The 25021-nt window shown below is 61.8% G+C and carries 21 protein-coding genes, 2 tRNA genes and 3 rRNA genes; 16 read left to right on the top strand and 10 right to left on the bottom strand.

Going from position 1 to position 25021, the window contains the following annotated elements:
* The gene (locus AC5LXX_RS11590; protein WP_124453104.1) at positions 1-498 is read right to left on the bottom strand and encodes a putative toxin-antitoxin system toxin component, PIN family; all 498 of its coding nucleotides are present in this window, start codon (positions 496-498) and stop codon (positions 1-3) included.
* A gap of 57 nt (positions 499-555) precedes the next feature.
* On the opposite strand from AC5LXX_RS11590, the gene yaaA reads away from it, so the two are divergent.
* Together yaaA and AC5LXX_RS11580 are read left to right on the top strand one after the other, a co-directional pair.
* Positions 556-1338, top strand: coding sequence for a peroxide stress protein YaaA (gene yaaA / locus AC5LXX_RS11585; RefSeq protein ID WP_124453106.1), 783 nt, complete (start codon positions 556-558; stop codon positions 1336-1338).
* Between the two features lie 137 nt (positions 1339-1475).
* A complete protein-coding gene (locus tag AC5LXX_RS11580) occupies positions 1476-2630 on the top strand; it encodes a M14 family metallopeptidase (RefSeq protein ID WP_493409555.1) in 1155 nt (384 codons plus the stop codon).
* Between the two features lie 82 nt (positions 2631-2712).
* Here the strand turns inward: AC5LXX_RS11580 and AC5LXX_RS11575 are convergent, their stop codons facing one another.
* The 4 genes from AC5LXX_RS11575 to AC5LXX_RS11560 form a co-directional block, all read right to left on the bottom strand.
* A complete protein-coding gene (locus AC5LXX_RS11575; protein WP_124453110.1) occupies positions 2713-3363 on the bottom strand; it encodes a BspC domain-containing protein in 651 nt (216 codons plus the stop codon).
* Between the two features lie 139 nt (positions 3364-3502).
* Positions 3503-4177 (bottom strand): energy-coupling factor ABC transporter permease, encoded by a 675-nt coding sequence (locus AC5LXX_RS11570; RefSeq protein ID WP_124453112.1) that lies wholly within the window; start codon positions 4175-4177, stop codon positions 3503-3505.
* 75 nt (positions 4178-4252) lie between these two features.
* Positions 4253-5089: a LuxR C-terminal-related transcriptional regulator gene (locus AC5LXX_RS11565; protein ID WP_493409554.1), complete on the bottom strand. Its 837-nt coding sequence runs from the start codon at positions 5087-5089 to the stop codon at positions 4253-4255.
* Positions 5090-5300: 211 nt separating this feature from the next.
* The gene (locus AC5LXX_RS11560) at positions 5301-6518 is read right to left on the bottom strand and encodes a DUF2863 family protein (RefSeq protein ID WP_493409553.1); all 1218 of its coding nucleotides are present in this window, start codon (positions 6516-6518) and stop codon (positions 5301-5303) included.
* Positions 6519-7086: 568 nt separating this feature from the next.
* Between AC5LXX_RS11560 and AC5LXX_RS11555 the strand changes: the two genes are divergently transcribed.
* The 8 genes from AC5LXX_RS11555 to AC5LXX_RS11520 all read left to right on the top strand — a co-directional run bounded on the left by AC5LXX_RS11555 (position 7087) and on the right by AC5LXX_RS11520 (position 13788).
* A 16S ribosomal RNA gene (locus tag AC5LXX_RS11555) occupies positions 7087-8619 on the top strand.
* A 64-nt stretch (positions 8620-8683) separates the two neighbouring features.
* Positions 8684-8760 (top strand) — tRNA-Ile (locus AC5LXX_RS11550).
* 37 nt (positions 8761-8797) lie between these two features.
* Positions 8798-8873, top strand: a tRNA-Ala gene (locus AC5LXX_RS11545).
* A gap of 285 nt (positions 8874-9158) precedes the next feature.
* Positions 9159-12040 (top strand): 23S ribosomal RNA (locus AC5LXX_RS11540).
* A 129-nt stretch (positions 12041-12169) separates the two neighbouring features.
* Positions 12170-12282 (top strand): 5S ribosomal RNA (gene rrf, locus AC5LXX_RS11535).
* Together the 16S, 23S and 5S rRNA genes with 2 tRNA genes alongside form the textbook arrangement of a ribosomal RNA operon.
* Before the next feature lie 255 nt (positions 12283-12537).
* Positions 12538-12942, top strand: coding sequence for a Cu(I)-responsive transcriptional regulator (gene cueR / locus AC5LXX_RS11530; RefSeq protein ID WP_059583527.1), 405 nt, complete (start codon positions 12538-12540; stop codon positions 12940-12942).
* Between the two features lie 215 nt (positions 12943-13157).
* A complete protein-coding gene (locus AC5LXX_RS11525; RefSeq protein WP_006478295.1) occupies positions 13158-13304 on the top strand; it encodes a DUF3563 family protein in 147 nt (48 codons plus the stop codon).
* A 115-nt stretch (positions 13305-13419) separates the two neighbouring features.
* Positions 13420-13788: a hypothetical protein gene (locus tag AC5LXX_RS11520; protein WP_493409552.1), complete on the top strand. Its 369-nt coding sequence runs from the start codon at positions 13420-13422 to the stop codon at positions 13786-13788.
* A 23-nt stretch (positions 13789-13811) separates the two neighbouring features.
* Here AC5LXX_RS11520 and AC5LXX_RS11515 read toward each other — a convergent pair whose 3' ends face one another.
* A complete protein-coding gene (locus AC5LXX_RS11515) occupies positions 13812-14657 on the bottom strand; it encodes a 23S rRNA (adenine(2030)-N(6))-methyltransferase RlmJ (RefSeq protein ID WP_124457131.1) in 846 nt (281 codons plus the stop codon).
* A gap of 111 nt (positions 14658-14768) precedes the next feature.
* A complete protein-coding gene (locus tag AC5LXX_RS11510) occupies positions 14769-15740 on the bottom strand; it encodes a potassium channel beta subunit family protein (protein WP_493401185.1) in 972 nt (323 codons plus the stop codon).
* A gap of 164 nt (positions 15741-15904) precedes the next feature.
* On the opposite strand from AC5LXX_RS11510, the gene AC5LXX_RS11505 reads away from it, so the two are divergent.
* The gene (locus AC5LXX_RS11505) at positions 15905-16693 is read left to right on the top strand and encodes a 3-hydroxybutyrate dehydrogenase (protein ID WP_493409551.1); all 789 of its coding nucleotides are present in this window, start codon (positions 15905-15907) and stop codon (positions 16691-16693) included.
* 116 nt (positions 16694-16809) lie between these two features.
* Here AC5LXX_RS11505 and AC5LXX_RS11500 read toward each other — a convergent pair whose 3' ends face one another.
* Entirely contained in the window at positions 16810-18009 is a 1200-nt protein-coding gene (locus tag AC5LXX_RS11500) for an amino acid aminotransferase (RefSeq protein ID WP_124457089.1), read from the bottom strand.
* Between the two features lie 250 nt (positions 18010-18259).
* Between AC5LXX_RS11500 and uvrB the strand changes: the two genes are divergently transcribed.
* The 5 genes from uvrB to AC5LXX_RS11475 all read left to right on the top strand — a co-directional run bounded on the left by uvrB (position 18260) and on the right by AC5LXX_RS11475 (position 23812).
* Positions 18260-20350 carry an excinuclease ABC subunit UvrB gene (gene uvrB / locus AC5LXX_RS11495; protein WP_124457088.1) on the top strand — a complete coding sequence of 697 codons (2091 nt, stop codon included), beginning with the start codon at positions 18260-18262 and terminating at the stop codon, positions 20348-20350.
* Positions 20351-20577: 227 nt separating this feature from the next.
* Positions 20578-21129, top strand: a complete 552-nt coding sequence (locus tag AC5LXX_RS11490) for an iron transporter (RefSeq protein WP_047898578.1) — start codon at positions 20578-20580, stop codon at positions 21127-21129.
* A 55-nt stretch (positions 21130-21184) separates the two neighbouring features.
* Positions 21185-21517: a cupredoxin domain-containing protein gene (locus AC5LXX_RS11485; protein ID WP_027786891.1), complete on the top strand. Its 333-nt coding sequence runs from the start codon at positions 21185-21187 to the stop codon at positions 21515-21517.
* 58 nt (positions 21518-21575) lie between these two features.
* On the top strand, positions 21576-22418 hold the full coding sequence (locus AC5LXX_RS11480) for an FTR1 family iron permease (RefSeq protein WP_059233632.1): 843 nt from the start codon (positions 21576-21578) through the stop codon (positions 22416-22418).
* Positions 22415-23812, top strand: a complete 1398-nt coding sequence (locus AC5LXX_RS11475; protein ID WP_493409550.1) for a 4Fe-4S binding protein — start codon at positions 22415-22417, stop codon at positions 23810-23812. The genes AC5LXX_RS11480 and AC5LXX_RS11475 overlap by 4 nt, the downstream gene beginning before the upstream one ends.
* A 271-nt stretch (positions 23813-24083) precedes the next feature.
* Here the strand turns inward: AC5LXX_RS11475 and hemP are convergent, their stop codons facing one another.
* Positions 24084-24329, bottom strand: coding sequence for a hemin uptake protein HemP (gene hemP, locus AC5LXX_RS11470; RefSeq protein WP_493409549.1), 246 nt, complete (start codon positions 24327-24329; stop codon positions 24084-24086).
* A gap of 137 nt (positions 24330-24466) precedes the next feature.
* Positions 24467-24949, bottom strand: coding sequence for an SRPBCC family protein (locus AC5LXX_RS11465; protein WP_124457085.1), 483 nt, complete (start codon positions 24947-24949; stop codon positions 24467-24469).
* Between the last annotated feature and the right edge of the window lie 72 nt (positions 24950-25021).

The raw sequence follows: 25021 nt of genomic DNA, 5'->3' as shown, positions 1-25021 counted from the left end.
TCAGGCCGGCGTGGTCGTCGCGTCCGGCGCGGCGTCGAGCGCGCAAGCTTCGGCAAATGGCGCGGGCTGCGCGATCCGGAAGCCAAAGTCGCGTGCGGTGCGCTTCGCGAGCTTCAGCAGCGCGCGGTCTTTCGACACGAGCCACTCGGCCTGCGCGGCGCGGGCGAGTTCGAGAAACTTCTGGTCGTCGCGGTCCTTGCATTTCGGCAGCGGCGGCGCGTCGGCGTCGACGGGCGGCGGCTCGACGAGACTCGCGAGGCGGGCGACGGTCGCGAGTGCGGCCGCCTTGTCGATCGCGCGCGACTGGAACTGCGGATAGTCGAGCACGTATTCGAGCTCGGTCAGGCAGCGGCCGTCGATCACGGCGGCAAGCGCGCCGCTTTCCAGCGCGGCCCGGATCGGGCGCGTAGCGGGGTCGTCGAATACGAGGATGTCGATCCAGACGTTCGAGTCGAGCACGACGCGGTGTGCGGCATGCGGGGCGAGAGAGCGGGTCATTCGTTACAATCGGTGGTTTTCGTCTGACCGCAAGGCACGGCGTGCCAGCGAGCCTCTATGATAATCGTTCTCTCTCCAGCCAAATCCCTCGACTACGATACGCCCGCGCACGTCCAGTCTTACACGAAGCCTGCATTCGTCGATGACGCGTCCGAGCTGATCGACGGCCTGCGCAAGCTGTCGCCGCAAGACATCGCGACGCTGATGGATATTTCCGATCCGCTCGCGCGCCTGAATTTCCAGCGCTACGCCGACTGGTCGCGGACCTTCACGCCGGCCAACGCGAAGCAGGCCGTGCTCGCGTTCAACGGCGACGTCTATGAAGGTTTCGACGCGAAATCGCTGTCGTCGGCTGATCTCGACTATGCGCAGCAGCACGTGCGCGTGCTGTCGGGCCTGTACGGGCTGCTGCGTCCGCTCGACCTGCTGCAGCCGTACCGGCTCGAGATGGGTACGCGCTTCGCCAACGCGCGCGGCAAGGACCTGTACGCGTTCTGGGGCGACCGCATCACGCGGGCGCTGAACGAGCAGCTCGAGACGCGCAGCGGCGCGGCGCGTGTGCTGGTCAACTGCGCGTCGACCGAGTACTTCAAGTCGGTCAAGCCGAAACTGCTGGCCGCGCCGGTCGTCACGCCGGTGTTCGAGGACTGGAAGGGCGGGCGCTACAAGATCATCAGCTTCCATGCGAAGCGCGCGCGCGGCCTGATGGCGCGTTTTATCGTCGAGAACCGGATTGCCGACCCGAAGGCGCTCAAGGATTTCGCGACGGAAGGCTATGCATTCGACGCGGCCGCGTCGAATGATTCGACTTACGTATATCGCCGGCGCGTCGGCGAGTAACCCGGCCGGCCGTTCACGAGACGGCCGGCGCATGCATGGGGCCGGGCACGTGGCACACCGCGCGCCCCGGTCGACAGCTTTGCATGGGACTGGCGTAAGCGCTAAAGCGCTCACGCCGGTCGACACAGGAGAGACAGATGGCACTTTCGATCACCAGCAATTTCGACGCAGGCGCAATCGACGTCGTGTCGTGCGACAACCCCGGCGCGATCCGGCTGCGGGTGCGTGGCGACAATCGATCGGAATTCGCACAATGGTTTTACTACCGCTTGACGGGCGCGCGCGGCGAGCGGTGCGTGATGACGTTCGAGAACGCGGCCGACTGCGCGTATCCGTCGGGCTGGCGCAACTACCACGCGGTCGCGAGCTACGACCGCGTCGACTGGTTCCGCGTGCCGACGACGTTCGACGGCAAGACGATGACCATCGACCATACGCCGGAGTTCGACAGCATCTACTACGCGTATTTCGAACCGTACTCGGAAGAGCGCCATGCGGCGTTTCTCGGTGCGGTCCAGCAGTTGCCGCAGGCGAGCGTCGTCGAGCTCGGCCGCACGGTCGAAGGCCGCCCGATGTCGCTGCTGACGCTCGGCACGCCGGAAACCGACGACGCGCCGAAGAAGAAGGTGTGGATCATCGCGCGCCAGCATCCGGGCGAGTCGATGGCCGAATGGTTCGTCGAGGGGCTCGTCAAGCGGCTGGCAGGCTGGGGAGACTGGGCCGGCGATGCGGTCGCGCGCAAGCTCTACGATCGCGTGACGTTCCACATCGTCCCGAACATGAACCCGGACGGCAGTGTGCACGGCAACCTGCGCACCAACGCGGCAGGCGCGAACCTGAATCGCGAGTGGATGGCGCCGGATGCCGAACGCAGCCCCGAGGTGCTGGCCGTGCGCGACGCGATCCATGCAATCGGCTGCGACATGTTCTTCGACATTCACGGCGACGAGGATCTGCCGTACGTGTTCGTCGCCGGCTCGGAGATGTTGCCGAGCTTTACCGAGCAGCAGGGCAAGGAACAGACTGCGTTCATCGACGCGTTCAAGGTCGCGAGCCCCGACTTCCAGACCGAGCACGGCTACGCGGCGAGCAAGTACAAGGAAGATGCGCTCAAGCTCGCGTCGAAGTACATCGGCCACCAGTTCGGCTGCCTGTCGCTGACGCTCGAGATGCCGTTCAAGGACAACGCGAACCTGCCCGACGAGCGCGTCGGCTGGAACGGCGAGCGCAGCGCGGCGCTCGGCGCGGCGATGCTGGCCGCGATCCTGGTGCACGTCGACACGTTCGCGTAAGCGTTTCGTCGTCGTATGAAAAAAGCCGGAGCATCTCAGGATGCGCCGGCTTTTTCGTGTCTGTCGTGGCCGCTCGGTCGTATCAGGACTTCTTCGCGGTTTTCTTCTTCACGACCTTCTTCTGGCCGCTCGATTTCTTCGTTGCGACGGCTTTCTTGCTGGTGCGGCCCGATGCCTTCGCCTTGGCCTTGCCACGGTGCGACTTGCCCTTGAATTTCTTCGTCGACGACGAGCGTTCGGCGCGCGGCTTCAGCGGCGGAACGGGGTCGTTCCAGCTGAACGCGAGCATTTGCTGGCCGACATAGCCGCAACGGAATTTCAGCGGTGTCGGGTCGCTGCCGTCGCTGTGTATGCCTTGGCCGTCGACGGTGACGATGTTGTCGACCTTCACGCGCTGCTTGCCCTGGTCAAACGAGTCGTTCCATGGCGTGATCGTCGCGTTGCCGCTGTCGAATGCGTTCGGTGCGAAGTCGACGCGATCGAACGCCGTCGACGTGCTGGCGATGAAGCTGCCGTGCGCCGCACAATCGGCGGCGAGCGGATCGGCATGCATCTCGTTGACGAATTTGTTGATCAGTTCGGAGCGCTGGTCGAGCAGGTCGGCGAATGCCGGTGTGGGAAGCGCAAGCGACAGGCCCGCGATACAGGCTGCCAGCTTGCCGAGCGCCCGGAAAATCCGGAACGAGGCAGGTGAGCTGTCCATCTGGTTATTGGTGAGGAGCGAATGAGACATCGGGCACGTATAGATGCCCGATGAAGAACAGGAGTTCAATCTTAGCGTAAAAAAGTTGTGCGGCAGTAGACGGCGTATTCTGCCGCACCGCGGAAGGAACCGACGATATGCGTTGAACGTGCGCGAATCCGGGGGAAATTCAGGCGCGCGGGCCGCCGAGGCGATAGCGCCTGACGTCGAAGGTCGTGACCCACGCAGGACGATAGACGGCGATGAGTGCCGTCGCCATGCCGGTGAACCATGCTTCGCCGAGCGCGAGCAGTGCAGTGTTCAGCAGATAGCCGGCAGGAATCACGACGGGCACGCCATCCGCGAGCGCGAGCTGGACGCCGGCTGCTGCGGCGGCGACTGCGACGATCGCGATGGCCGGCGACAGGAATCCCTGCCCGGTGATGAACGATGCAAGGTTGTGCGGCAGCCACGCGAGCGCGGCGCGCTGCAGCAACGCTGACACGGCGACAGGCAGTGCGCCGTAGATCAGATAGGTCAGGCCAATGCCCTGCCACGGCGCGTCGAAGATGATCGCGGCAACCGCCGTGACGGCGCCCATCGCGATCAGTGCGAGCGTCCAGTCGAACAGTGTGACGAGCAGCGTGGCGCCAAGCAGATGCATGACGATGCCGTCTTCGAGCCAGGCATTGGACGCCCAGAGGACCGAGATCGCGGTGACGAGCGCGAGCCACACGTGCTGGAGCGTGGCGTCCTGCAGGCGCACGAACGGGCGATTCCAGATCGCGAGCGCGAGCAGGGCCACGGCAGCGATCCAGCCACCGATGCCAACCCAGAGCGGAAGCGGTGTGAAGAGAAAACCCATGCGTCCATATTACTCGTTGAGCATCAAAGGTGGGAATCCGCGCATACCGACCGTCGCAATATCGAGACTGTTTGCCTAGCGCCCGCGCCGGAACCGTGACGGCGGCTCGGCGGCGAGTGGCAGGTCCTGTGCGCCGGCGTTCGCGGCCGGCAGCGGGTACGGATGGTCACCCCGTTGTGTACGCAGCGGAACCGGTCCGCGTTCGCCGATGCTCGGCTTGCGTGCGCGGTTGCGGTTCGCCAGCAGCACCTCGAGATGCGGTGACAGCCAGCCGTTGTAGATCGCGACCGCGGCGGCGCGGTTTGCGGCACCGAGTTGCTGGAAGATGCTGGCGAGGTGGATCTTCACCGTGCCTTCGCTGATGCCGAGTGTGCGGGCGATCATCTTGTTCGTGCTGCCCATGTGGACGAAGCGCATGATCTGCGCTTGCCGCGGCGACAGGAGGCCGCTTGGCGGGCGGCGCGGAAGCGATCCGGCAAGCGTCTGGAAATGGGCGTCGTGGCGTGCCGCAGCCACGGAGGGCAGCAGGCTGAGCGCGCTCGGCGGAATGTAGTGTCCGCCCAGCAGCACGATTTCCAGCGCTCGCACGATCAGGTGCGGACGCGTGGAATGCGGAATCACGCCCGCGACACCATGGTTGAAGAAGCGCTGGACGGCGTCGGGCGGCGCTTCGTCGACCAGCACGGCGGCCGGTGTCGGCGAACATGCGCTGCAGAGCGCCTGAAGCTCGCCGAGCCGTCCGACGTCGAGCCAGTCGATCGCGACGAGGTCGAAACGCTGGGCACGCAACAGGCGGCGCGCCTGAAAACTGTCGGGCGCATCGTTGATGCTGGCGTGACGGTCGATCTGCCGCAGCAGGGCCTTCAGTCCATCACGCCGCTCGGCGTCTGAGTTAAGCATCAGGAACCGCATATTCAATCTCCGTAAGGGTGAGTCATTGATTGCTGTCGGGCATGCGTTGGCCCCGATAATGACAAAGACCTTACACGATGTCTGCTAGGCTGAAAGGCTTAGGATTTGTCCGAAATTTCGGGCGGAAAACGATCGGACAAGAAAAAAGCCGCTCCGGCGGCAACCGGGAGCGGCTTCGGACCGGCAGGCCGTGGAGGCCTGCGGCATCAGGTCAGTGGAAGTGAGGCTGGGCGGGCGATGCGTCTTCCGGCATCTCCGCATGGACGATTTCGCCGAGCGGATCCGCGTAGAGCGGCACGCCGCAATCGTCGCAGTATTCCGGTTCGAAGCGGCCCGCGTGCCTGCGGACGTCGGTTACGCCGCATTCCTTCAGCAGGCTCACGATTTCCTCGAGCGGTCCTTCCATCGGCGCTTCGCCTTCGAGTGTCGCGCTGTCGATCGACACGTCGCCGTTTTCGCGGCCGTACAGCGGCCATACGACACCGTAGATCACGTCGTTGCTGGCACGCCGCGTGAAGCCGACACGATACTCGTCGATACGGCGTTCGCCGAAGCCCGCGACCACCGCGCGCAGCTCCTGCGGCGCCGCACCAAGTGTGTCAAACAGATAACGAATGGCCGTTCGCACCGTGTGCGGACGAATGCGCTCGTCCGCATCGCGGCAGGCCGAGTAGTACGCGTCCGGAAGCAGGCATTCGAATTCACAGCCGGGCAGGGCGATCGACAGGTTCGGGCCGCCCTGGGCCGTCCACTGCTCGAGGCATTGGCCGCGTTCGATCCGGCTGCCGTTCTCCTCTTCCTGCCAGCGGAACAGCGGCGCGCCGGCAGGCGCGGCGACGACCGCAAGGAGGAAGCGCGGGTCGGCCAGGATTGGCGACGTTTCGGGCAGGTCGCCGAAGCTCAGCTTGGGCGTGTGCTGGCCGATCGCCGCGTGCGCGAGCTGCTGCGCAAGCCGGTAGGTCTCGACGTGGTGCCGCGGCAGCTGGTCGATGCTGTAGAGGAACGGCGCGAGCCCGACGAGCGTACCGTTCGCGAGGACATGCGCCTGCAGGTGCGTTCGCAGCGCGTCGGCAACGTCGCCCTTGAGCGGACCCGACGGAATCATGTAGCGCGTCCATGCAAGCACCGGAACTGCGACCAGCAGCGCATCGTGCGGTTGGCCGTCGTGCTCGATCACCATCGACTCGCTGTGCGTCTCGGCCATGTCGGCGAGCGCACCGTACGCATCGGGATGATTCTGCTGAAGGTGGTCGAGCGCTGCGTCGAGCGTGGTCTGGTTGCCGTTGCGGACAATCTTGGCGAGCAGCGCATCGAGCTTCGCTTCCCAGAAGCGATCCTCGATGCGGCTGCCCGAGGCGAAGAGCGCAAGCGACAGACCGACCAGTTTGTCGGCATCGGGGGGGAGGCGTTTGGCGATTCGCTGGCGCATATTAAAGACGTATATAGAAAGAGGCGAAGAACCTCACATTCTAGTCCGTTCTTTGCACCATAAGCGGTCTCGTGCCCGGACAGGGCCAGGCGGCTGAATTTGCAGCGTTCGTAAAAAAGTTGCGTCGAACCCCTTGCGCGATTGCCGTCAGGTGCATAGAATCACGCCTCTTTCGCGCTAACGGAAACGCGGCGCGGAAGGAAGGGAAGCAGTGCTGTTGGGCCTCGGCGGTAGCGGCCTCGGCGGTACGGAAGTTGAGCCCCGCAGTCGCAGCGACGTGATGTAAAAAGTTGTTGACGAACTGCGAAACACGGTTCATAATCTCGCTTCTCTGCTGCTGAAAACGCAGCGCTGCTGAGAAAATTCAGGTTTCTCGCAGAAACGCTCTTTAAAAATTAACAGCCGATAAGTGTGGGCGCTTGATGGAAGCGAGCTGATCTTCGGATCAGATAGCGAAAGTATCAAGAGTCTCACACTAAAGTAAGTCAGGTTTATGAAGTGATTCATATTCCTGTCAGCTTTGAGTGAGCGACCGGTTCTTAACTGAACCGAAAACAGTAACAGGTTTGAACTGAAGAGTTTGATCCTGGCTCAGATTGAACGCTGGCGGCATGCCTTACACATGCAAGTCGAACGGCAGCACGGGTGCTTGCACCTGGTGGCGAGTGGCGAACGGGTGAGTAATACATCGGAACATGTCCTGTAGTGGGGGATAGCCCGGCGAAAGCCGGATTAATACCGCATACGATCTACGGATGAAAGCGGGGGACCTTCGGGCCTCGCGCTATAGGGTTGGCCGATGGCTGATTAGCTAGTTGGTGGGGTAAAGGCCTACCAAGGCGACGATCAGTAGCTGGTCTGAGAGGACGACCAGCCACACTGGGACTGAGACACGGCCCAGACTCCTACGGGAGGCAGCAGTGGGGAATTTTGGACAATGGGCGAAAGCCTGATCCAGCAATGCCGCGTGTGTGAAGAAGGCCTTCGGGTTGTAAAGCACTTTTGTCCGGAAAGAAATCCTTGGCCCTAATACGGTCGGGGGATGACGGTACCGGAAGAATAAGCACCGGCTAACTACGTGCCAGCAGCCGCGGTAATACGTAGGGTGCGAGCGTTAATCGGAATTACTGGGCGTAAAGCGTGCGCAGGCGGTTTGCTAAGACCGATGTGAAATCCCCGGGCTCAACCTGGGAACTGCATTGGTGACTGGCAGGCTAGAGTATGGCAGAGGGGGGTAGAATTCCACGTGTAGCAGTGAAATGCGTAGAGATGTGGAGGAATACCGATGGCGAAGGCAGCCCCCTGGGCCAATACTGACGCTCATGCACGAAAGCGTGGGGAGCAAACAGGATTAGATACCCTGGTAGTCCACGCCCTAAACGATGTCAACTAGTTGTTGGGGATTCATTTCCTTAGTAACGTAGCTAACGCGTGAAGTTGACCGCCTGGGGAGTACGGTCGCAAGATTAAAACTCAAAGGAATTGACGGGGACCCGCACAAGCGGTGGATGATGTGGATTAATTCGATGCAACGCGAAAAACCTTACCTACCCTTGACATGGTCGGAATCCCGCTGAGAGGTGGGAGTGCTCGAAAGAGAACCGGCGCACAGGTGCTGCATGGCTGTCGTCAGCTCGTGTCGTGAGATGTTGGGTTAAGTCCCGCAACGAGCGCAACCCTTGTCCTTAGTTGCTACGCAAGAGCACTCTAAGGAGACTGCCGGTGACAAACCGGAGGAAGGTGGGGATGACGTCAAGTCCTCATGGCCCTTATGGGTAGGGCTTCACACGTCATACAATGGTCGGAACAGAGGGTTGCCAACCCGCGAGGGGGAGCTAATCCCAGAAAACCGATCGTAGTCCGGATTGCACTCTGCAACTCGAGTGCATGAAGCTGGAATCGCTAGTAATCGCGGATCAGCATGCCGCGGTGAATACGTTCCCGGGTCTTGTACACACCGCCCGTCACACCATGGGAGTGGGTTTTACCAGAAGTGGCTAGTCTAACCGCAAGGAGGACGGTCACCACGGTAGGATTCATGACTGGGGTGAAGTCGTAACAAGGTAGCCGTATCGGAAGGTGCGGCTGGATCACCTCCTTTCCAGAGCTTCTCGCACAAGTTGAGCGCTCACGCTTATCGGCTGTAAATTTAAAGACAGACTCAGGGGTCTGTAGCTCAGTCGGTTAGAGCACCGTCTTGATAAGGCGGGGGTCGTTGGTTCGAATCCAACCAGACCCACCATTGTCTGGCGGTAGTACACCTGAGGTCATCTGTACATGGGGGCATAGCTCAGCTGGGAGAGCACCTGCTTTGCAAGCAGGGGGTCGTCGGTTCGATCCCGTCTGCCTCCACCAATCCTCAATGCTAAGAGTTTGCTGAAAAATCAGCGAGCGCTTTGCATTGGCGATTGAGCCAGTCAGAGGATATCAACAGATATCGGCTGTCGTTCTTTAACAATCTGGAAGAAGCAAGTAATTTGGATAGCGGAAGCGTCTTGAGATGGACGTGGAAACTATCCGGGTTGTGATTGTATCGATGTATCTCAAGATGATTCGAACTTAATGTTCGGCTCAATTGGAATACGGCACAACGCGAGAACTCAACCTGTAGCGACTGTCGATGAGACAGACTCGTTATAGGGTCAAGCGAACAAGTGCATGTGGTGGATGCCTTGGCGATCACAGGCGATGAAGGACGCGGTAGCCTGCGAAAAGCTACGGGGAGCTGGCAAACAAGCTTTGATCCGTAGATGTCCGAATGGGGAAACCCACTCCTTTTGGAGTATCCATGGCTGAATACATAGGCCATGTGAAGCGAACGCGGTGAACTGAAACATCTAAGTAACCGCAGGAAAAGAAATCAACCGAGATTCCCAAAGTAGTGGCGAGCGAAATGGGATGAGCCTTGCACTCTTTATTTGTATTGTTAGCCGAACGCTCTGGAAAGTGCGGCCATAGCAGGTGATAGCCCTGTAGGCGAAAACAGTATGAAAGAACTAGGTGTGCGACAAGTAGGGCGGGACACGTGAAATCCTGTCTGAAGATGGGGGGACCATCCTCCAAGGCTAAATACTCGTGATCGACCGATAGTGAACCAGTACCGTGAGGGAAAGGCGAAAAGAACCCCGGGAGGGGAGTGAAATAGATCCTGAAACCGCATGCATACAAACAGTCGGAGCCTCGTAAGGGGTGACGGCGTACCTTTTGTATAATGGGTCAGCGACTTACGTTCAGTAGCAAGCTTAACCGTATAGGGCAGGCGTAGCGAAAGCGAGTCCGAATAGGGCGTTCAGTTGCTGGGCGTAGACCCGAAACCAAGTGATCTATCCATGGCCAGGATGAAGGTGCGGTAACACGTACTGGAGGTCCGAACCCACTAACGTTGAAAAGTTAGGGGATGAGCTGTGGATAGGGGTGAAAGGCTAAACAAACTTGGAAATAGCTGGTTCTCTCCGAAAACTATTTAGGTAGTGCCTCGTGTCTCACCTTCGGGGGTAGAGCACTGTCATGGTTGGGGGGTCTATTGCAGATTACCCCGCCATAGCAAACTCCGAATACCGAAGAGTGCAATCACGGGAGACAGACATCGGGTGCTAACGTCCGGTGTCAAGAGGGAAACAACCCAGACCGCCAGCTAAGGTCCCCAAATATAGCTAAGTGGGAAACGAAGTGGGAAGGCTAAAACAGTCAGGAGGTTGGCTTAGAAGCAGCCACCCTTTAAAGAAAGCGTAATAGCTCACTGATCGAGTCGTCCTGCGCGGAAGATGTAACGGGGCTAAGCTATATACCGAAGCTGCGGATGCGTGCTTTGCACGCATGGTAGGAGAGCGTTCTGTAAGCCTGCGAAGGTGTCTCGGAAGGGATGCTGGAGGTATCAGAAGTGCGAATGCTGACATGAGTAGCGATAAAGGGGGTGAAAGGCCCCCTCGCCGTAAGCCCAAGGTTTCCTACGCAACGTTCATCGGCGTAGGGTGAGTCGGCCCCTAAGGCGAGGCAGAAATGCGTAGCTGATGGGAAGCAGGTCAATATTCCTGCACCATTGTTAGATGCGATGGGGGGACGGATCGCGGAAGGTTGTCCGGGTGTTGGAAGTCCCGGTCGCTGCATTGGAGAAGGCGCTTAGGCAAATCCGGGCGCGGAATTCAAGGGTGTGGCGCGAGCTCCTTAGGGAGCGAAGCAATTGGAAGTGGTTCCAAGAAAAGCCTCTAAGCTTCAGTCTAATGATGACCGTACCGCAAACCGACACAGGTGGGCGAGATGAGTATTCTAAGGCGCTTGAGAGAACTCGGGAGAAGGAACTCGGCAAATTGGTACCGTAACTTCGGGATAAGGTACGCCCTTGTAGCTTGATGCCCCTGCGGGCAGAGGGTGAAGGGGTTGCAATAAACTGGTGGCTGCGACTGTTTAATAAAAACACAGCACTCTGCAAACACGAAAGTGGACGTATAGGGTGTGACGCCTGCCCGGTGCCGGAAGATTAAATGATGGGGTGCAAGCTCTTGATTGAAGTCCCGGTAAACGGCGGCCGTAACTATAACGGTCCTAAGGTAGCGAAATTCCTTGTCGGGTAAGTTCCGACCTGCACGAATGGCGTAACGATGGCCACACTGTCTCCTCCCGAGACTCAGCGAAGTTGAAGTGTTTGTGATGATGCAATCTACCCGCGGCTAGACGGAAAGACCCCATGAACCTTTACTGTAGCTTTGCATTGGACTTTGAACCGATCTGTGTAGGATAGGTGGGAGGCTATGAAACCGGAACGCTAGTTTCGGTGGAGCCGTCCTTGAAATACCACCCTGGTTTGTTTGAGGTTCTAACCTTGGCCCGTGATCCGGGTCGGGGACAGTGCATGGTAGGCAGTTTGACTGGGGCGGTCTCCTCCCAAAGCGTAACGGAGGAGTACGAAGGTACGCTAGGTACGGTCGGAAATCGTGCTGATAGTGCAATGGCATAAGCGTGCTTAACTGCGAGACCGACAAGTCGAGCAGGTGCGAAAGCAGGTCATAGTGATCCGGTGGTTCTGTATGGAAGGGCCATCGCTCAACGGATAAAAGGTACTCTGGGGATAACAGGCTGATACCGCCCAAGAGTTCATATCGACGGCGGTGTTTGGCACCTCGATGTCGGCTCATCTCATCCTGGGGCTGTAGCCGGTCCCAAGGGTATGGCTGTTCGCCATTTAAAGAGGTACGTGAGCTGGGTTTAAAACGTCGTGAGACAGTTTGGTCCCTATCTGCCGTGGGCGTTGGATATTTGAAGGGGGCTGCTCCTAGTACGAGAGGACCGGAGTGGACGAACCTCTGGTGTACCGGTTGTCACGCCAGTGGCATCGCCGGGTAGCTATGTTCGGAAGAGATAACCGCTGAAAGCATCTAAGCGGGAAACTCGCCTTAAGATGAGATATCCCTGGGAACTAGATTCCCTTGAAGGGTCGTTCGAGACCAGGACGTTGATAGGTCAGGTGTGTAAGCGCAGTAATGCGTTCAGCTAACTGATACTAATTGCCCGTAAGGCTTGATCCTATAACAAGTCTGTTTCGCGCTACAGAGCGCGTCGGACGGTTGGATTCTCGTGTGTGATACACACAACTCAAGATTACTGCTTCTTCCCGGATTGGTTGTGCTGCGAAGCCAGCGCAACAACCCTCTTTGCCTGATGACCATAGCGAGTCGGTCCCACCCCTTCCCATCCCGAACAGGACCGTGAAACGACTCTACGCCGATGATAGTGCGGATTCCCGTGTGAAAGTAGGTAATCGTCAGGCTCCCTAAGCCAAGAACCCCCGCCCGACCAGGCGGGGGTTTTTGCATTCGAGCGGCGAAAATACAGGCAGGGCGGCAGAAAAGCGCCAGATTCCTCGCATCCCGTTCAGCGCCCTCCAGATCCCTCCATCTTCCAACCTACTGCCAGCCCCGATCGCGGAACGAAGTCGTGTGATTTGATACGATCGACGTGTCGTCGGCGATTGCATTTGTCGACGTTCACGGTCGAAACCGGGGCTTGATGGAGAGGGCAGGGAATGAATATCGGCGATGCGTCGCGCGAATCCGGAGTCAGCGCAAAAATGATCCGGTACTACGAACAGGTTGGCCTTCTTGCCCCGAGCAAGCGTACCGACGCCGGCTACCGCATCTACGGCGCGGACGAAATCCATATCCTGCGCTTCATCCGTCAAGCCCGGCGGCTTGGCTTTCTCGTCGAGGACATCCGCAAGCTGCTGATGCTCTGGCAGGATCGCTCCCGCGCGAGTGCCGAAGTGAAGTCGATCGCACTCGAGCACGTGGCCGAACTCGATAAACGCATCGCGGAGCTGAGCGACATGCGCGACACGCTGGCCGACCTGGCCGCGCACTGCCATGGTGACGGGCGGCCCGAATGCCCGATTTTGGCGCGCCTGGCCGACCCCGTAGATGAACCAAATTAGTGCGTGTACTCGAGCCTCAAAATGGGCTCGGCTTCAATGCCTATAAAAATCAATGCGTTAGGCTCATCGAACGATCGGCCATTCCGATTTGGAATGGCTTCCATGCAAGTATTTCACTAGCATCTTGGTGCGGCATCGCTATAATTCGGGATAACCCTATACGGGAAATCCCTGAATATCGATTCACCAGGGGTCCCTCTTCCTTGGAGAATGTCATGATCGCCTACATCGTCGAAAAGCTGAGCAACTGGTTCGAATCCGCAGAACGTGAGCGCCGTGAGGCTTACCTCGCCACGTCGTCGGACATCGTCCAGCTCGAGAGCCGTATCCGCTCGCTCGAAACCAACGGCTACTCGCTGTAATCGGAGTCACCGTCAGGTGCCGTGTGGCGCCGAACGATAAGCAAGCCCCGTATTTGACGGGGCTTTGTTTTTTTGTGCACCGGATCTGGCGAAATCGTCAGTGCAGCGCTATGGTATGGACCTGCTTTTCACCCTGAAGGACACGATCATGCGTTTGCGTCTCGATGTGCGTCGCAGTACCCGCGCGCGTCTCGTTCTGGGCGCGGCCGTACTCGTCCATGGTCTCGCGGCCAGTGCCGCGACGTCGTCCAAACCGCTGGTGCTCGATACGCAGCGCGGTATCCAGGACGGCAAGGGCGGGCTGGTGTTGCAGACAGCACCGTTGTCGTCGGAGCCGATCGTCGAGCCGGCGGGCATGCGTGCGCCGGCAGGGCAGGCGCCGAATACGTCGGTTCCGCTGTTCGTCGCGCCGTATATCAATGTTCCGGCTTGGGGCGGGCAGCCAGCCAACCAGCCAAGGCTCGCGCCGAGGCCGCAGCCGTAACGTAACCGGGGCCGGTCGCCCGATCAGTTGCCGCGGTGCTCGATCTGACAGCGGGCGCCGCTGTCCTGCCCCAACATCTCGACCAGATAGGGCAATGCCTCGTTCATGCTCTGCGCGAGCGTGTACGGCGGATTCAGGATGAACATTCCGCTGCCGTAGAGGCCCAGGCCGTCCGTCGGCGGATTCGATACTGTCAGCGTCAGGTGCAGCCAGTTGTTCGGCTGCAGGCGCTTCAACTGCTCGGGAAAGCGCTGCGACTCCAGCCGCGTGACCTGCGGGTACCAGATCGCATAGCAGCCCGTCGCGAATCGCTTCAGACATTCCGTCACGCAGCTCACCGTGCGCGCGTAGTCCTTCTTGTCCTCGTAGGACGGGTCGATCAACACGAGTGCGCGTCGCGGCGGCGGTGGCAGCAGCGCCTTGATCCCTTCGAAGCCGTCGCCGGCGAAGATCATCGCGCGTCGCCCCGCGTCGCGGAAATTGTGGCGCAGCACGTCGATTTCCGTCGTGTGCATCTCGAACAGGCGCATGCGGTCCTGCTCGCGCATCGACCGCCAGGCGATGTACGGCGAACCCGGGTAGAAGCGCAGCTCGCCATCGTCGTTCAGTGCGCGGACTTCGTCGACATACTCGCCCAGTGCTTCGGGCAGGTTCTTTTCGTTCCACAGCCGGCCGATGCCGGTGTCGAATTCCGACGTCTTTGCCGCGTAGCCGTCGCGCAGCGAGTACACGCCGGCGCCTGCGTGCGTGTCGATGTACCAGTACGACTTGTCTTTCTTGTTCAGGTAGCGCAGCAGCTGGACGACGACGGCGTGCTTGAGCACGTCCGCGTGGTTGCCTGCGTGAAAACCGTGACGATAACTGAGCATGGCGGGCTGCCTGAAACGAAAGGTGAATCGATGGAAGCGGTCGATCGTGCGCGGCCGTCAGGCCGGGCGCCGATGCGGCCGCGTATTGTACGCGAGTGGCCGTGCATCGCCTTATTCGAATGCGTCGCCGACCACCTCCTCGATGCGTTGCTTCACGTCCGGCGTCAGCTTCGCAGTCACGTCGAGTGCGCGCATGTTGTCGCCGATCTGCTCGATCCGAGATGCGCCCGTGATGACCGAACTCACGTGCGGATTCGCGAGCACCCACGCGATTGCGAGCTGGCCCGTGCTGCAGCCGAGTTCGGCCGCGATGTCGCCGAGCCGCTCGACGATGTCGTTGGCGGCCTGATCGGTCAGGCGGTCGCGCATCCAGTCGTAACCCTGCAACTGCGCGCGGCTGCCGGGCGGCACGCCGTTGCGGTACTTGCCGGTGAGCAGGCCCGAAGCGAGCGGGCTCCAGGTAGTGAGGCCGAGACCGTAGTCGTCGTAGAGCCGCGCATACTCCTGCTCGACCCGCGTGCGGTGGAACAGGTTGTACTGCGGCTGTTCGACGACGGGCTTGCGCAGGTGATGCCGTTCGGCGATCTCGCATGCGGCGCGGATTTCGTCGGCGCTCCATTCCGACGTGCCCCAGTACAGCGCCTTGCCGCGCGCGATCATGTCGCTCATTGCCCAGACGGTCTCCTCGATCGGCGTGTTCGGATCGGGGCGATGGCAATAGACGAGGTCGACATAGTCGAGCTGGAGCCGGCGCAACGAGCCGTCGATCGCGTTCAGCAGGTATTTCCGGTTCAGCGTGTGATACTGGTTCGGTGCTTCCGCGAGCCCCCAGAAGAACTTCGTCGACACGATGTAGCTGACGCGCGGCCAGTCGAGCGACTTGAGCGCGTGGCCCATGATTTCCTCGGACTTTCCGCCGGCGTAGACCTCGGCGTTGTCGAAGAAATTGACGCCCGCGTCGCGGGCTGCAGCGAGGCATTCGCGCGCGACCCGCTGATCGACCTGGTTGCCGTACGTGACCCACGAGCCGAGCGAAAGCGCGCTGATCTGCAGGCCGGAGCGGCCTAGCCGTCGATAGTGCATGTGAATCTCCTGCGTGACAGAGCCGACCTTAAGCTTAGACGTTTTGCGCGCGAACGGCGGGGCCGATCGTGCACAATGACGGCTGGCCCGCTGCGGTGATCATGCGGCGAACGCCGCGGTGGCGGGCACGTACTTTTTCGATCCGATAACGGGAGGAGACGGACATGGCAGCAGATCTGAATGGCAAGACCGCAGTCGTCACGGGCGCCGCGAGCGGCATCGGCAAGGAAATCGCACTTGAGCTCGCCAAGGCGGGCGCGGCCGTCGCGATCGCCGACCTGAACCAGGACGGCGCGAACGCGGTCGCCGACGAGATCAACAAGGCAGGCGGCAAGGCGATCGGCGTCGCGATGGACGTGACGAACGAGGACGCCGTGAACAGCGGCATCGACAAGGTTGCCGAAGCATTCGGCTCGGTCGACATCCTCGTGTCGAACGCCGGCATCCAGATCGTCAACCCGATCGAGAACTATTCGTTCTCCGACTGGAAGAAGATGCAGGCGATCCACGTCGACGGCGCATTCCTGACGACGAAGGCCGCGCTCAAGCACATGTACAAGGACGATCGCGGCGGCGTCGTGATCTACATGGGTTCGGTGCACTCGCATGAAGCGTCGCCGCTGAAGTCGGCATACGTGACGGCCAAGCACGGCCTGCTCGGCCTCGCCCGCGTGCTGGCGAAGGAAGGCGCGAAACACAACGTGCGCTCGCACGTCGTGTGTCCGGGCTTCGTGCGCACGCCGCTGGTCGACAAGCAGATTCCGGAGCAGGCGAAGGAGCTCGGCATCAGCGAAGAGGAAGTGATCAAGAAAGTGATGCTCGGCAACACGGTCGACGGCGTGTTCACGACGGTGCAGGACGTCGCGCAGACGGTGCTGTTCCTGTCGGCGTTCCCGAGCGCCGCGCTCACGGGCCAGTCGGTCGTCGTCAGTCACGGCTGGTTCATGCAGTAACGCGCGAGCGGGCGGCGTCGCTGCCCGCCGGCGGACGGCAATAAAAAACGCGCTCCGAGGAGCGCGTTTTTTATGTCGGCAGGGCGAGGCCGCGGTGACGGCCGCCCGCCGCCGCTTTACTTCAGGACGGCTGCGACCGCGTTGGCGACCACGTCGAGGTTGCGCGTGTTCAGCGCGGCGACGCAGATCCGGCCCGTGCCGACTGCATAGATGCCGAACTCGTCGCGCAGGCGATCGACTTGCGCCGAGGTCAGGCCCGAATACGAGAACATCCCGCGCTGCGCGTTGATGAAGCTGAAGTCGCGATCGACACCGCTTGCCTTCAGGCGCTCGACGAGACCGTTACGCATCGCGCGGATGCGATCGCGCATTTCACCGAGTTCCTGTACCCACGAAGCGTGCAGTTCTGGCGACGCGAGCACGGCTGCGACGACGGCGCCGCCATGGGTCGGCGGGTTCGAGTAGTTCGTGCGGATCACGCGCTTCAGTTGCGACAGCACGCGCGTCGCTTCTTCCTTGCTCGACGTGATGATCGACAGCGCGCCGACGCGCTCGCCGTACAGCGAGAACGACTTCGAGAACGACGACGACACGAATGCGTTCAGGTCGGCCGCGGCAAACAGGCGAACGGCGGCGGCATCGGCTTCGATGTTCTCGCCGAAGCCCTGGTACGCCATGTCGAGGAACGGCACGAGGTTGCGTGCCTTCACGACGTCGACGACCTGTTGCCATTGCGCTTCGGTCAGGTCCACGCCGGTCGGGTTGTGGCAGCACGCATGCAGCACGACGACCGTGCCGGCTTCGTAGCCGTTCAGCGCCGACAGCATGCCTTCGAAGTTCACGCCGTTGGTGGCCGCGTCGTAGTACGGGTACGCGACGACTTCGAAACCGGCTGCTTCGAACAGCGCGCGGTGGTTTTCCCAGCTCGGATCGCTGATCGCGACCTTCACGTTCGGATTCAGGGTGCGCAGGAAATCCGCGCCGATCTTCAGCGCGCCCGTGCCGCCCAGTGCCTGGGCCGTGACCACGCGGCCCGCTGCGATCAGCGGCGAATCGTTGCCGAGCAGCAGCTTCTGCACGGCCGCATCGTAGGCGGCAATCCCGTCGATCGGCAGGTAGCCGCGCGGCAGGCCGGCCTCGACACGCGCCTTCTCCGCGTCGCGAACGGCGCGCAGCAGCGGAATCTTGCCGTCTTCGTTCGTGTACACACCGACACCGAGGTTGACCTTGGTCGGACGCGCATCGGCGTTGAAGGCTTCGTTCAGGCCCAGGATCGGGTCGCGGGGAGCAAGCTGGACAGCGGAGAAGAGCGACATGATGATTCGGCAGTAGTGAAAAGAGGGTCAGGCTTTCAGCCGGCGGGGCGGGCGCAGCGGACCGCGCGCCAACGGCGCGACGCCGGAAAGCGCAGCAGCCTGACATTGTAGCGAATTCGGGCTGGTGGGGGCGGGCGATTCGGCGGCGAAGCGCGATTTCGGCCGGACGCCGTGCGTCAGGAGCCGACAGCAGTTCGCGACGCCGCGAAGCGCTAGAATGCTTTCTTTGCCCTTGCTCCGGCCGCATTCCATGTCCGAACATCATGCCGAAGTCGGCGACGCGCTCGACGAATCCAAATTCGTCACCTTCGAAGGGTCGCCGTTCCAGCTGTACCAGCCGTATCTGCCCGCCGGCGACCAGCCGACCGCAATCGAGACGCTCGTCGAAGGGGTCGAGGACGGCCTGTCGTTCCAGACGCTGCTCGGCGTGACGGGGTCGGGCAAGACCTTCACGATGGCCAACACGATCGCGCGGCTCGGCCGCCCGGCGATCGTGTTCGCGCCGAACAAGACGCTCGCGGCGCAGCTCTATGCGGAGTTCCGCGAGTTCTTCCCGCGCAACGCGGTCGAGTATTTCGTCTCGTACTACGACTACTACCAGCCTGAGGCCTATGTGCCGCAGCGCGACCTGTTCATCGAGAAGGATTCGTCGATCAACGAGCACATCGAGCAGATGCGGCTGTCGGCGACGAAGAGCCTGATGGAGCGCCGCGACGTGGTGATCGTGGCAACGGTGTCGGCGATCTACGGTATCGGCAACCCGTCCGAATACCACCAGATGATCCTGACGCTGCGCACCGGCGACAAGCTCGGCCAGCGCGACGTGATCGCGCGGCTGATCGCGATGCAGTACACGCGCAACGAGCAGGATTTCCAGCGCGGCACGTTCCGCGTGCGCGGCGACACGATCGACATCTTCCCGGCCGAACACGCGGAGATGGCCGTGCGCGTCGAGCTGTTCGACGACGAGGTCGAGACGCTGCACCTGTTCGACCCGCTGACGGGGCGCGTGCGGCAGAAGATTCCGCGCTTCACCGTGTATCCGTCGTCGCACTACGTGACGCCGCGCGACACCGTGATGCGGGCGGTCGAGACGATCAAGGACGAGTTGCGCGAACGCCTCGAGTTCTTCCATCGCGACGGCAAGCTCGTCGAGGCGCAGCGTCTCGAGCAGCGCACGCGTTTCGATCTCGAGATGCTGCAGGAGCTCGGCTTCTGCAAGGGTATCGAGAACTACTCGCGGCATTTCTCGGGGGCGGCGCCCGGCGATCCGCCGCCGACGCTCGTCGACTACCTGCCGCCCGACGCGCTGATGCTGCTCGACGAATCGCACGTGCTGATCGGCCAGCTGAACGGCATGTACAACGGCGACCGCGCGCGCAAGGAAAACCTCGTCAATTACGGGTTCCGCCTGCCGTCGGCGCTCGACAACCGGCCGCTGAAGTTCCCCGAGTTCGAACGCAAGATGCGCCAGGTCGTGTTCGTGTCGGCCACGCCGGCCGACTACGAGAAGCGCGTGACGGGGCAGATCGCCGAACAGGTCGTGCGGCCGACGGGCCTCGTCGATCCGGAGATCGAAGTGCGGCCGGCGAGCTCGCAGGTCGACGACGTGCTGACCGAGATCAACGCGCGTGTGAAGGCCGGCGAGCGCGTGCTGATTACCGTGCTGACCAAGCGCATGGCCGAGCAGCTCACCGAGTTTCTGGCCGACCACGGCGTCAAGGTGCGCTACCTGCACAGCGACATCGACACGGTCGAGCGCGTCGAGATCATCCGCGACCTGCGGCTCGGCACGTTCGACGTGCTGGTCGGGATCAACCTGCTGCGTGAAGGGCTCGACATTCCGGAAGTGTCGCTCGTCGCGATCCTCGACGCGGACAAGGAAGGGTTCCTGCGCGCCGAGCGCTCGCTGATTCAGACGATCGGCCGGGCCGCGCGGAACGTGAACGGCAAGGCGATCCTCTACGCGGACAACATGACCGATTCGATGACGCGCGCGATCGGCGAAACCGAGCGGCGCCGCGCGAAGCAGATGGCCTACAACGAAAAGATGGGCATCACGCCGCGCGGCGTCGTGAAGCGCATCAAGGACATCATTGACGGCGTCTACAACGCGGACGAGGCGCGTGCGGAGCTGAAGGAGGCGCAACAGCGCGCGAAATTCGAGGACATGTCGGAAAAGCAACTCGCGAAGGAAATCAAGCGTCTCGAGAAGCAGATGGCCGACTACGCGAAGAACCTCGAATTCGAGAAGGCCGCCGCGACGCGCGACCAGCTTGCCGTGCTGCGCGAGCGCGTGTTCGGCGCGAACGTCGGCGACCACATCAGCGGCGGCCGGTAAATCTTTCCAAGCGTCACAGAAACCTGTTGGTAACGAGCCTGTAAGCCTTGTCGGATCAGGGGTTTACGTGGCTATTCGTTTGTTCCGAAACGGGTTCGGTGCTAAACTTCGCAATTATTGAGAATTGTTCGCATTAACGTTCTTGGTCGCGTTAGTGTTTCCAGCGGGCGGCCCCGGCAAAGGCCCGCGTGTCGTCAAGATAGTCAGACAAATAACAAGGAGTGTCCATGTTGGGTTCTTCGTTCATCCGCACGACGGTTGCGGTAGCGGCGGCGCTTGCCGCGATGTCGGCCTCGGCTGCCGAATATCCGATCGGCAAGCAGCAGATCCAGGGCGGCATGGAGATCGGCGCGGTGTACCTGCAGCCGATCACGATGGACCCGGAAGGGATGATGCGCAAGGCGTCGGATTCCGACATCCACCTCGAGGCCGACATCCATGCGGTCAAGAACAACCCGACGGGTTTCGCGGAAGGCGACTGGATGCCGTACCTGCAGGTCACGTACAAGCTGACGAAGCAGGGCGACACGAAGTGGAAGGCGGAAGGCGACCTGATGGGCATGGTCGCGAGCGACGGCCCGCACTACGGCGACAACGTGAAGCTGAACGGCCCGGGCAAGTATCACCTGACGATGGTCGTCAAGCCGCCGATGCAGTCGGGCCACATGGCCTTCGGCCGCCACGTCGACAAGGAAACGGGCGTGGGCGCGTGGTTCAAGCCCGTTACGCTCGAGTACGACTTCCCGTTCGCCGGCATCGGCAAGAAGGGCGGTTACTGATCGGTGGCATCACGAACGGCGCGCTTCGGCGCGCCGTCGGCGTAGAGAACCCAGAATGAAAATTCCCCAGAAAATCGTTGCCGCAGCCGCTGCGCTGTGGCTCGCCGGCGCGGCATACGCTGCCGACCTGCCGACGTTCAAGCTCGAGATGACGGACGGCAAGCTGAATCCCGCCCGCATCGAAGTGCCGGCCGGCCAGCGTTTCAAGATCGAGATCAAGAACACCGGCAAGGGCGCCGCCGAATTCGAGAGCGTGCAGTTGCGTAAGGAGAAGGTGCTCGCACCGGGCGCCGATTCGTTCGTGGTCGTCGCTCCGCTGTCGCCGGGCGAATACAAGTTTTTCGACGATTTCCACCAGCAGGCACAGGGCGTGATCGTCGCGAAGTAACGCGTTTTATCTGCGTGCGGGCGCACAAGTCCCTTGCCCCGCGCGTCAGGAGGTATCGATGGGTCAGATCTTGTTCATCGTCTGGCGGGAGAGCGTCGAAGCGCTGCTCGTCGTCGGCATTCTCTATGCATGGCTGAAAAACGGCGATGACGACGCGCGCCGCGGCCTGCCTTTCCTGTGGGCCGGCGTCGGTGTCGGCTTGCTGATGGCCGTGGGCCTCGGCGCCGCGCTGGTCGGTTTCACCGAAGTGCTGTCCGGCGACGCGCAGGACTACTTCCAGACCGCGATGGTGCTGATCGCGTGCGTGCTGATCGTGCAGATGGTGCTGTGGATGCGCCGGCACGGCCGCACGCTCAAGCGCGACATGGAGCAATCGCTGCAGCAGAGTACGCGCGACTCGAACTGGTGGGGCGTCGCCGTGCTGGTCGCGCTCGCGATCGCGCGCGAAGGCAGCGAGACGGTGATCTTCCTGTACGGCCTCGGCTTCGGCCAGTCGGGTCACGTCGACGGCAGCCAGATGCTCGCGGTCCTGATCGGTCTCGGCCTGGCGTTCTTCACGTTCTATCTGCTGCAACTCGGCGGCAAGTACTTCTCGTGGCGGCATTTCTTCCGCGTCACCGAAGTGATGCTGCTGTTCCTCGGCGCGGGCCTGTTCCAGACCGGCGTCGACAAGCTGATCGACAAGGAAATCCTGCCGCTCGGCATCTCGCAGGTGTGGGATACCTCCGCGATCCTCGATGACTCGGGCACGTTCGGCTCGCTCGTCGCGACGCTGACCGGCTATCGTGCGCACCCGGCACTGACCAACCTGGTCGCCTATGCGGTGTACTGGGCCGTCGTCTGGCTGCTGATGAAGCGCGCGAGCCGTCGTCCGGCCGTCGCTGCGGGCCGCGCGGCATGAGCGTGGTCGCCGCAGCCAAGCCGGGCTGGCTCGCACAGGCCGGTCAGTGGATGCAGCGCCACGGCGCGCTGATCCGCGGCATCCAGTGGATCGTCGTCGCGGTCTACGCGTTCCTGATCATCGTGCCGGCGGTATTGCCGCTGCCGGACGATTCCGCGCATCTGTGGAACAACCTCACGCTGATCGCGCAATTCGCGTTCTGGGGCATCTGGTGGCCGTTCGTACTGCTGTCGATGGTGATGCTCGGCCGCGTCTGGTGCGGCGTGCTGTGCCCGGAAGGCGCGCTCACCGAGTACGCGAGCAAGTTCGGCCGCGGCGGGCCGATTCCGCGCTGGATCCGGTGGGGCGGCTGGCCGTTCGTCGCGTTCGGGATCACGACGATCTACGGGCAGATGGTGAGCGTGTACCAGTACCCGCTCGCGGTGCTGTTCGTGCTCGGCGGCTCGACCGTCGGCGCGATCGTGATCGGTTTGCTGTACGGCCGCGAGAAGCGCGTATGGTGCAAGTACCTGTGCCCTGTGAACGGCGTGTTCGGGCTGCTCGCGCGGCTCGCGCCGATGCGCTACAAAGTTGACGAGGATGCGTGGCGGCGTTCGTACAAGAACGGCGAGCACGGCCATCGCGTGATTCCGATCAACTGTGCGCCGCTCGTGCCGTTGCGCAACATGAAGGGCGCGGCGGATTGCCATATGTGCGGCCGCTGCAGCGGGCATCGCGACGCGATCTCGCTGTCGCTGCGCTCGCCGTCCGACGAAGTCGTGAACCTCGGTGCGCAGCAGGCGAACCCGTGGGACACCGCGCTGATCCTGTACGGCCTGCTCGGCGTTGCGATCGGCGCATTCCACTGGACCGTCAGCCCGTGGTTCGTGCAAATCAAGCAGTGGCTCGCGGGCTGGCTGATCGACCGCGACATCACGTGGCCGCTCGAAACCAACGCACCGTGGTTCCTGCTCACGCACTATCCGGATCGCAACGACGTGTTCTCCTGGCTCGACGGCGGGCTGGTCGTCAGCTACATCGTCGGCACGGGGCTCGTATACGGCACCGCGCTGCTGGTGTTGCTGGCCGGCGCCACGCTGATGCTCGGCCGCTTCGATCGCGTGCGGCTGCATCACCTTGCGCAGGCACTGATCCCGATCGCGGGCGCGGGTGTGTTCCTCGGCCTGTCGGCCACGACGCTGTCGCTGCTGCGCGCCGAGCATGTACCGCTCGGCTGGGCGACCGATGTGCGCATCGCGATCCTGGTCGGCGCCAACACATGGAGCGCATGGCTCGCGTGGAAAGTGACGGGGCGTTATGCGGCGTGGCCGCGCCGGGTCGCGGCATTCGCCTGGTTCGCCGCCGGGTTGGCCGTCGTCGACAGCGCGTGGTGGCTGATGTTCTGGGGTTTCTGACGTGTTCGCGTGCGGCTCAGGCCGCATGCAGCAGCGCATCGACGCAGGTGAGCAGCATGCCTTTCGCATCGACCGCGCAAACGAAAAAGCGGCACGTCCTTCGACGTGCCGCTTTTTTTCTACCTGGTGCGAGAACCAAAAAAAGTGGCTTGGCTTGCTGCAACGGCTGCTTGAGTGTGTTTGCACGAAGGGGTCTAGATCTCGCGTGCAAGCCGTTACGCTGGCTACTGCCCAACACCTCTCAGGGAGGTGGTCCCCACAATACTCTGTCTTACTTCGTCAGGATCAGCTTGCCGAGCCGCGTGGCGCGCAACTGATACGTCTCTCCGTTATGCGCGATGCTGATGTGGCTGTGGCCTTGCAGCAGCGTGTCGCTGTTCACGACCCGCGTGCCTGCATCGCGGTTGCCGGCGGGTTTCGCCGGCGTGGTGACCGCTGCCGTCTTCTGGCGGCTGCTGGCTGCGGGTCCCGTCGTGCGGCGCAGGGTCAGCGTGGTCGGGCGCATGGTGTCGGTCATTCGGTTTGATCGGTGACTGTCGATACGATGGAATGAATTCTAAATGATAACTATTCCCATTTACAAAAACTCTTTATCAATCGAAAATCAGACCTGATAGCTTGAATCAAAGGGCGGCCGGCAGGCCGCCGCCGGCGTCAGTGCAACGGGTCGGGGTCCTTGCGGCCCTGCGCGTATTCGCGGATCAGGCGGACCGTGTCGATATCCGACGTGCGATAGGCCTCCTTGACGATCCCGTGCGTCTGCCGCGCATCCTCGCTGTCGTCGGTGACGGTCAGCGTCGTGCGGTACTCGAAGCGCAGGAACAGCTCGTGGTCGTCGCGCTCCTCGATCGTCATCGTCAGCGAGCCACCGATCTCGCCATCGGCCGCGCGGATGTCGTAGCGAACCTGATGGTTCGGTGTGAACGTGACGTGATCGCGCACGGTCGCATGGCCGTAGTGCAGTTCGCGTTCGAGCGTCGTGTCCGTCCGTTCGAGGACGACGCAGCTGTCGAGGCCGAGCACGAACAGTTGCGGCTGTTCGGCGCGCAGCACGAGGCCCTCCCAAAGCTGGTCGCGGGTGAGGGTCGGCACGGCCGGATCGTCGGCGTTTATCTGGATCAGATGTTCGAAGTTCAAGGGGACGGATTCCTTCTGGTGGCGGGTGGCCACATGGTTCAAGAAGGCATTGTGACGCAAAATCACGCGTTT

The organism is Burkholderia torrens (assembly GCF_984668525.1).
Note: the sequence above shows the minus strand (reverse complement) of the source record. Positions and strands in the feature narration are given on the sequence as shown.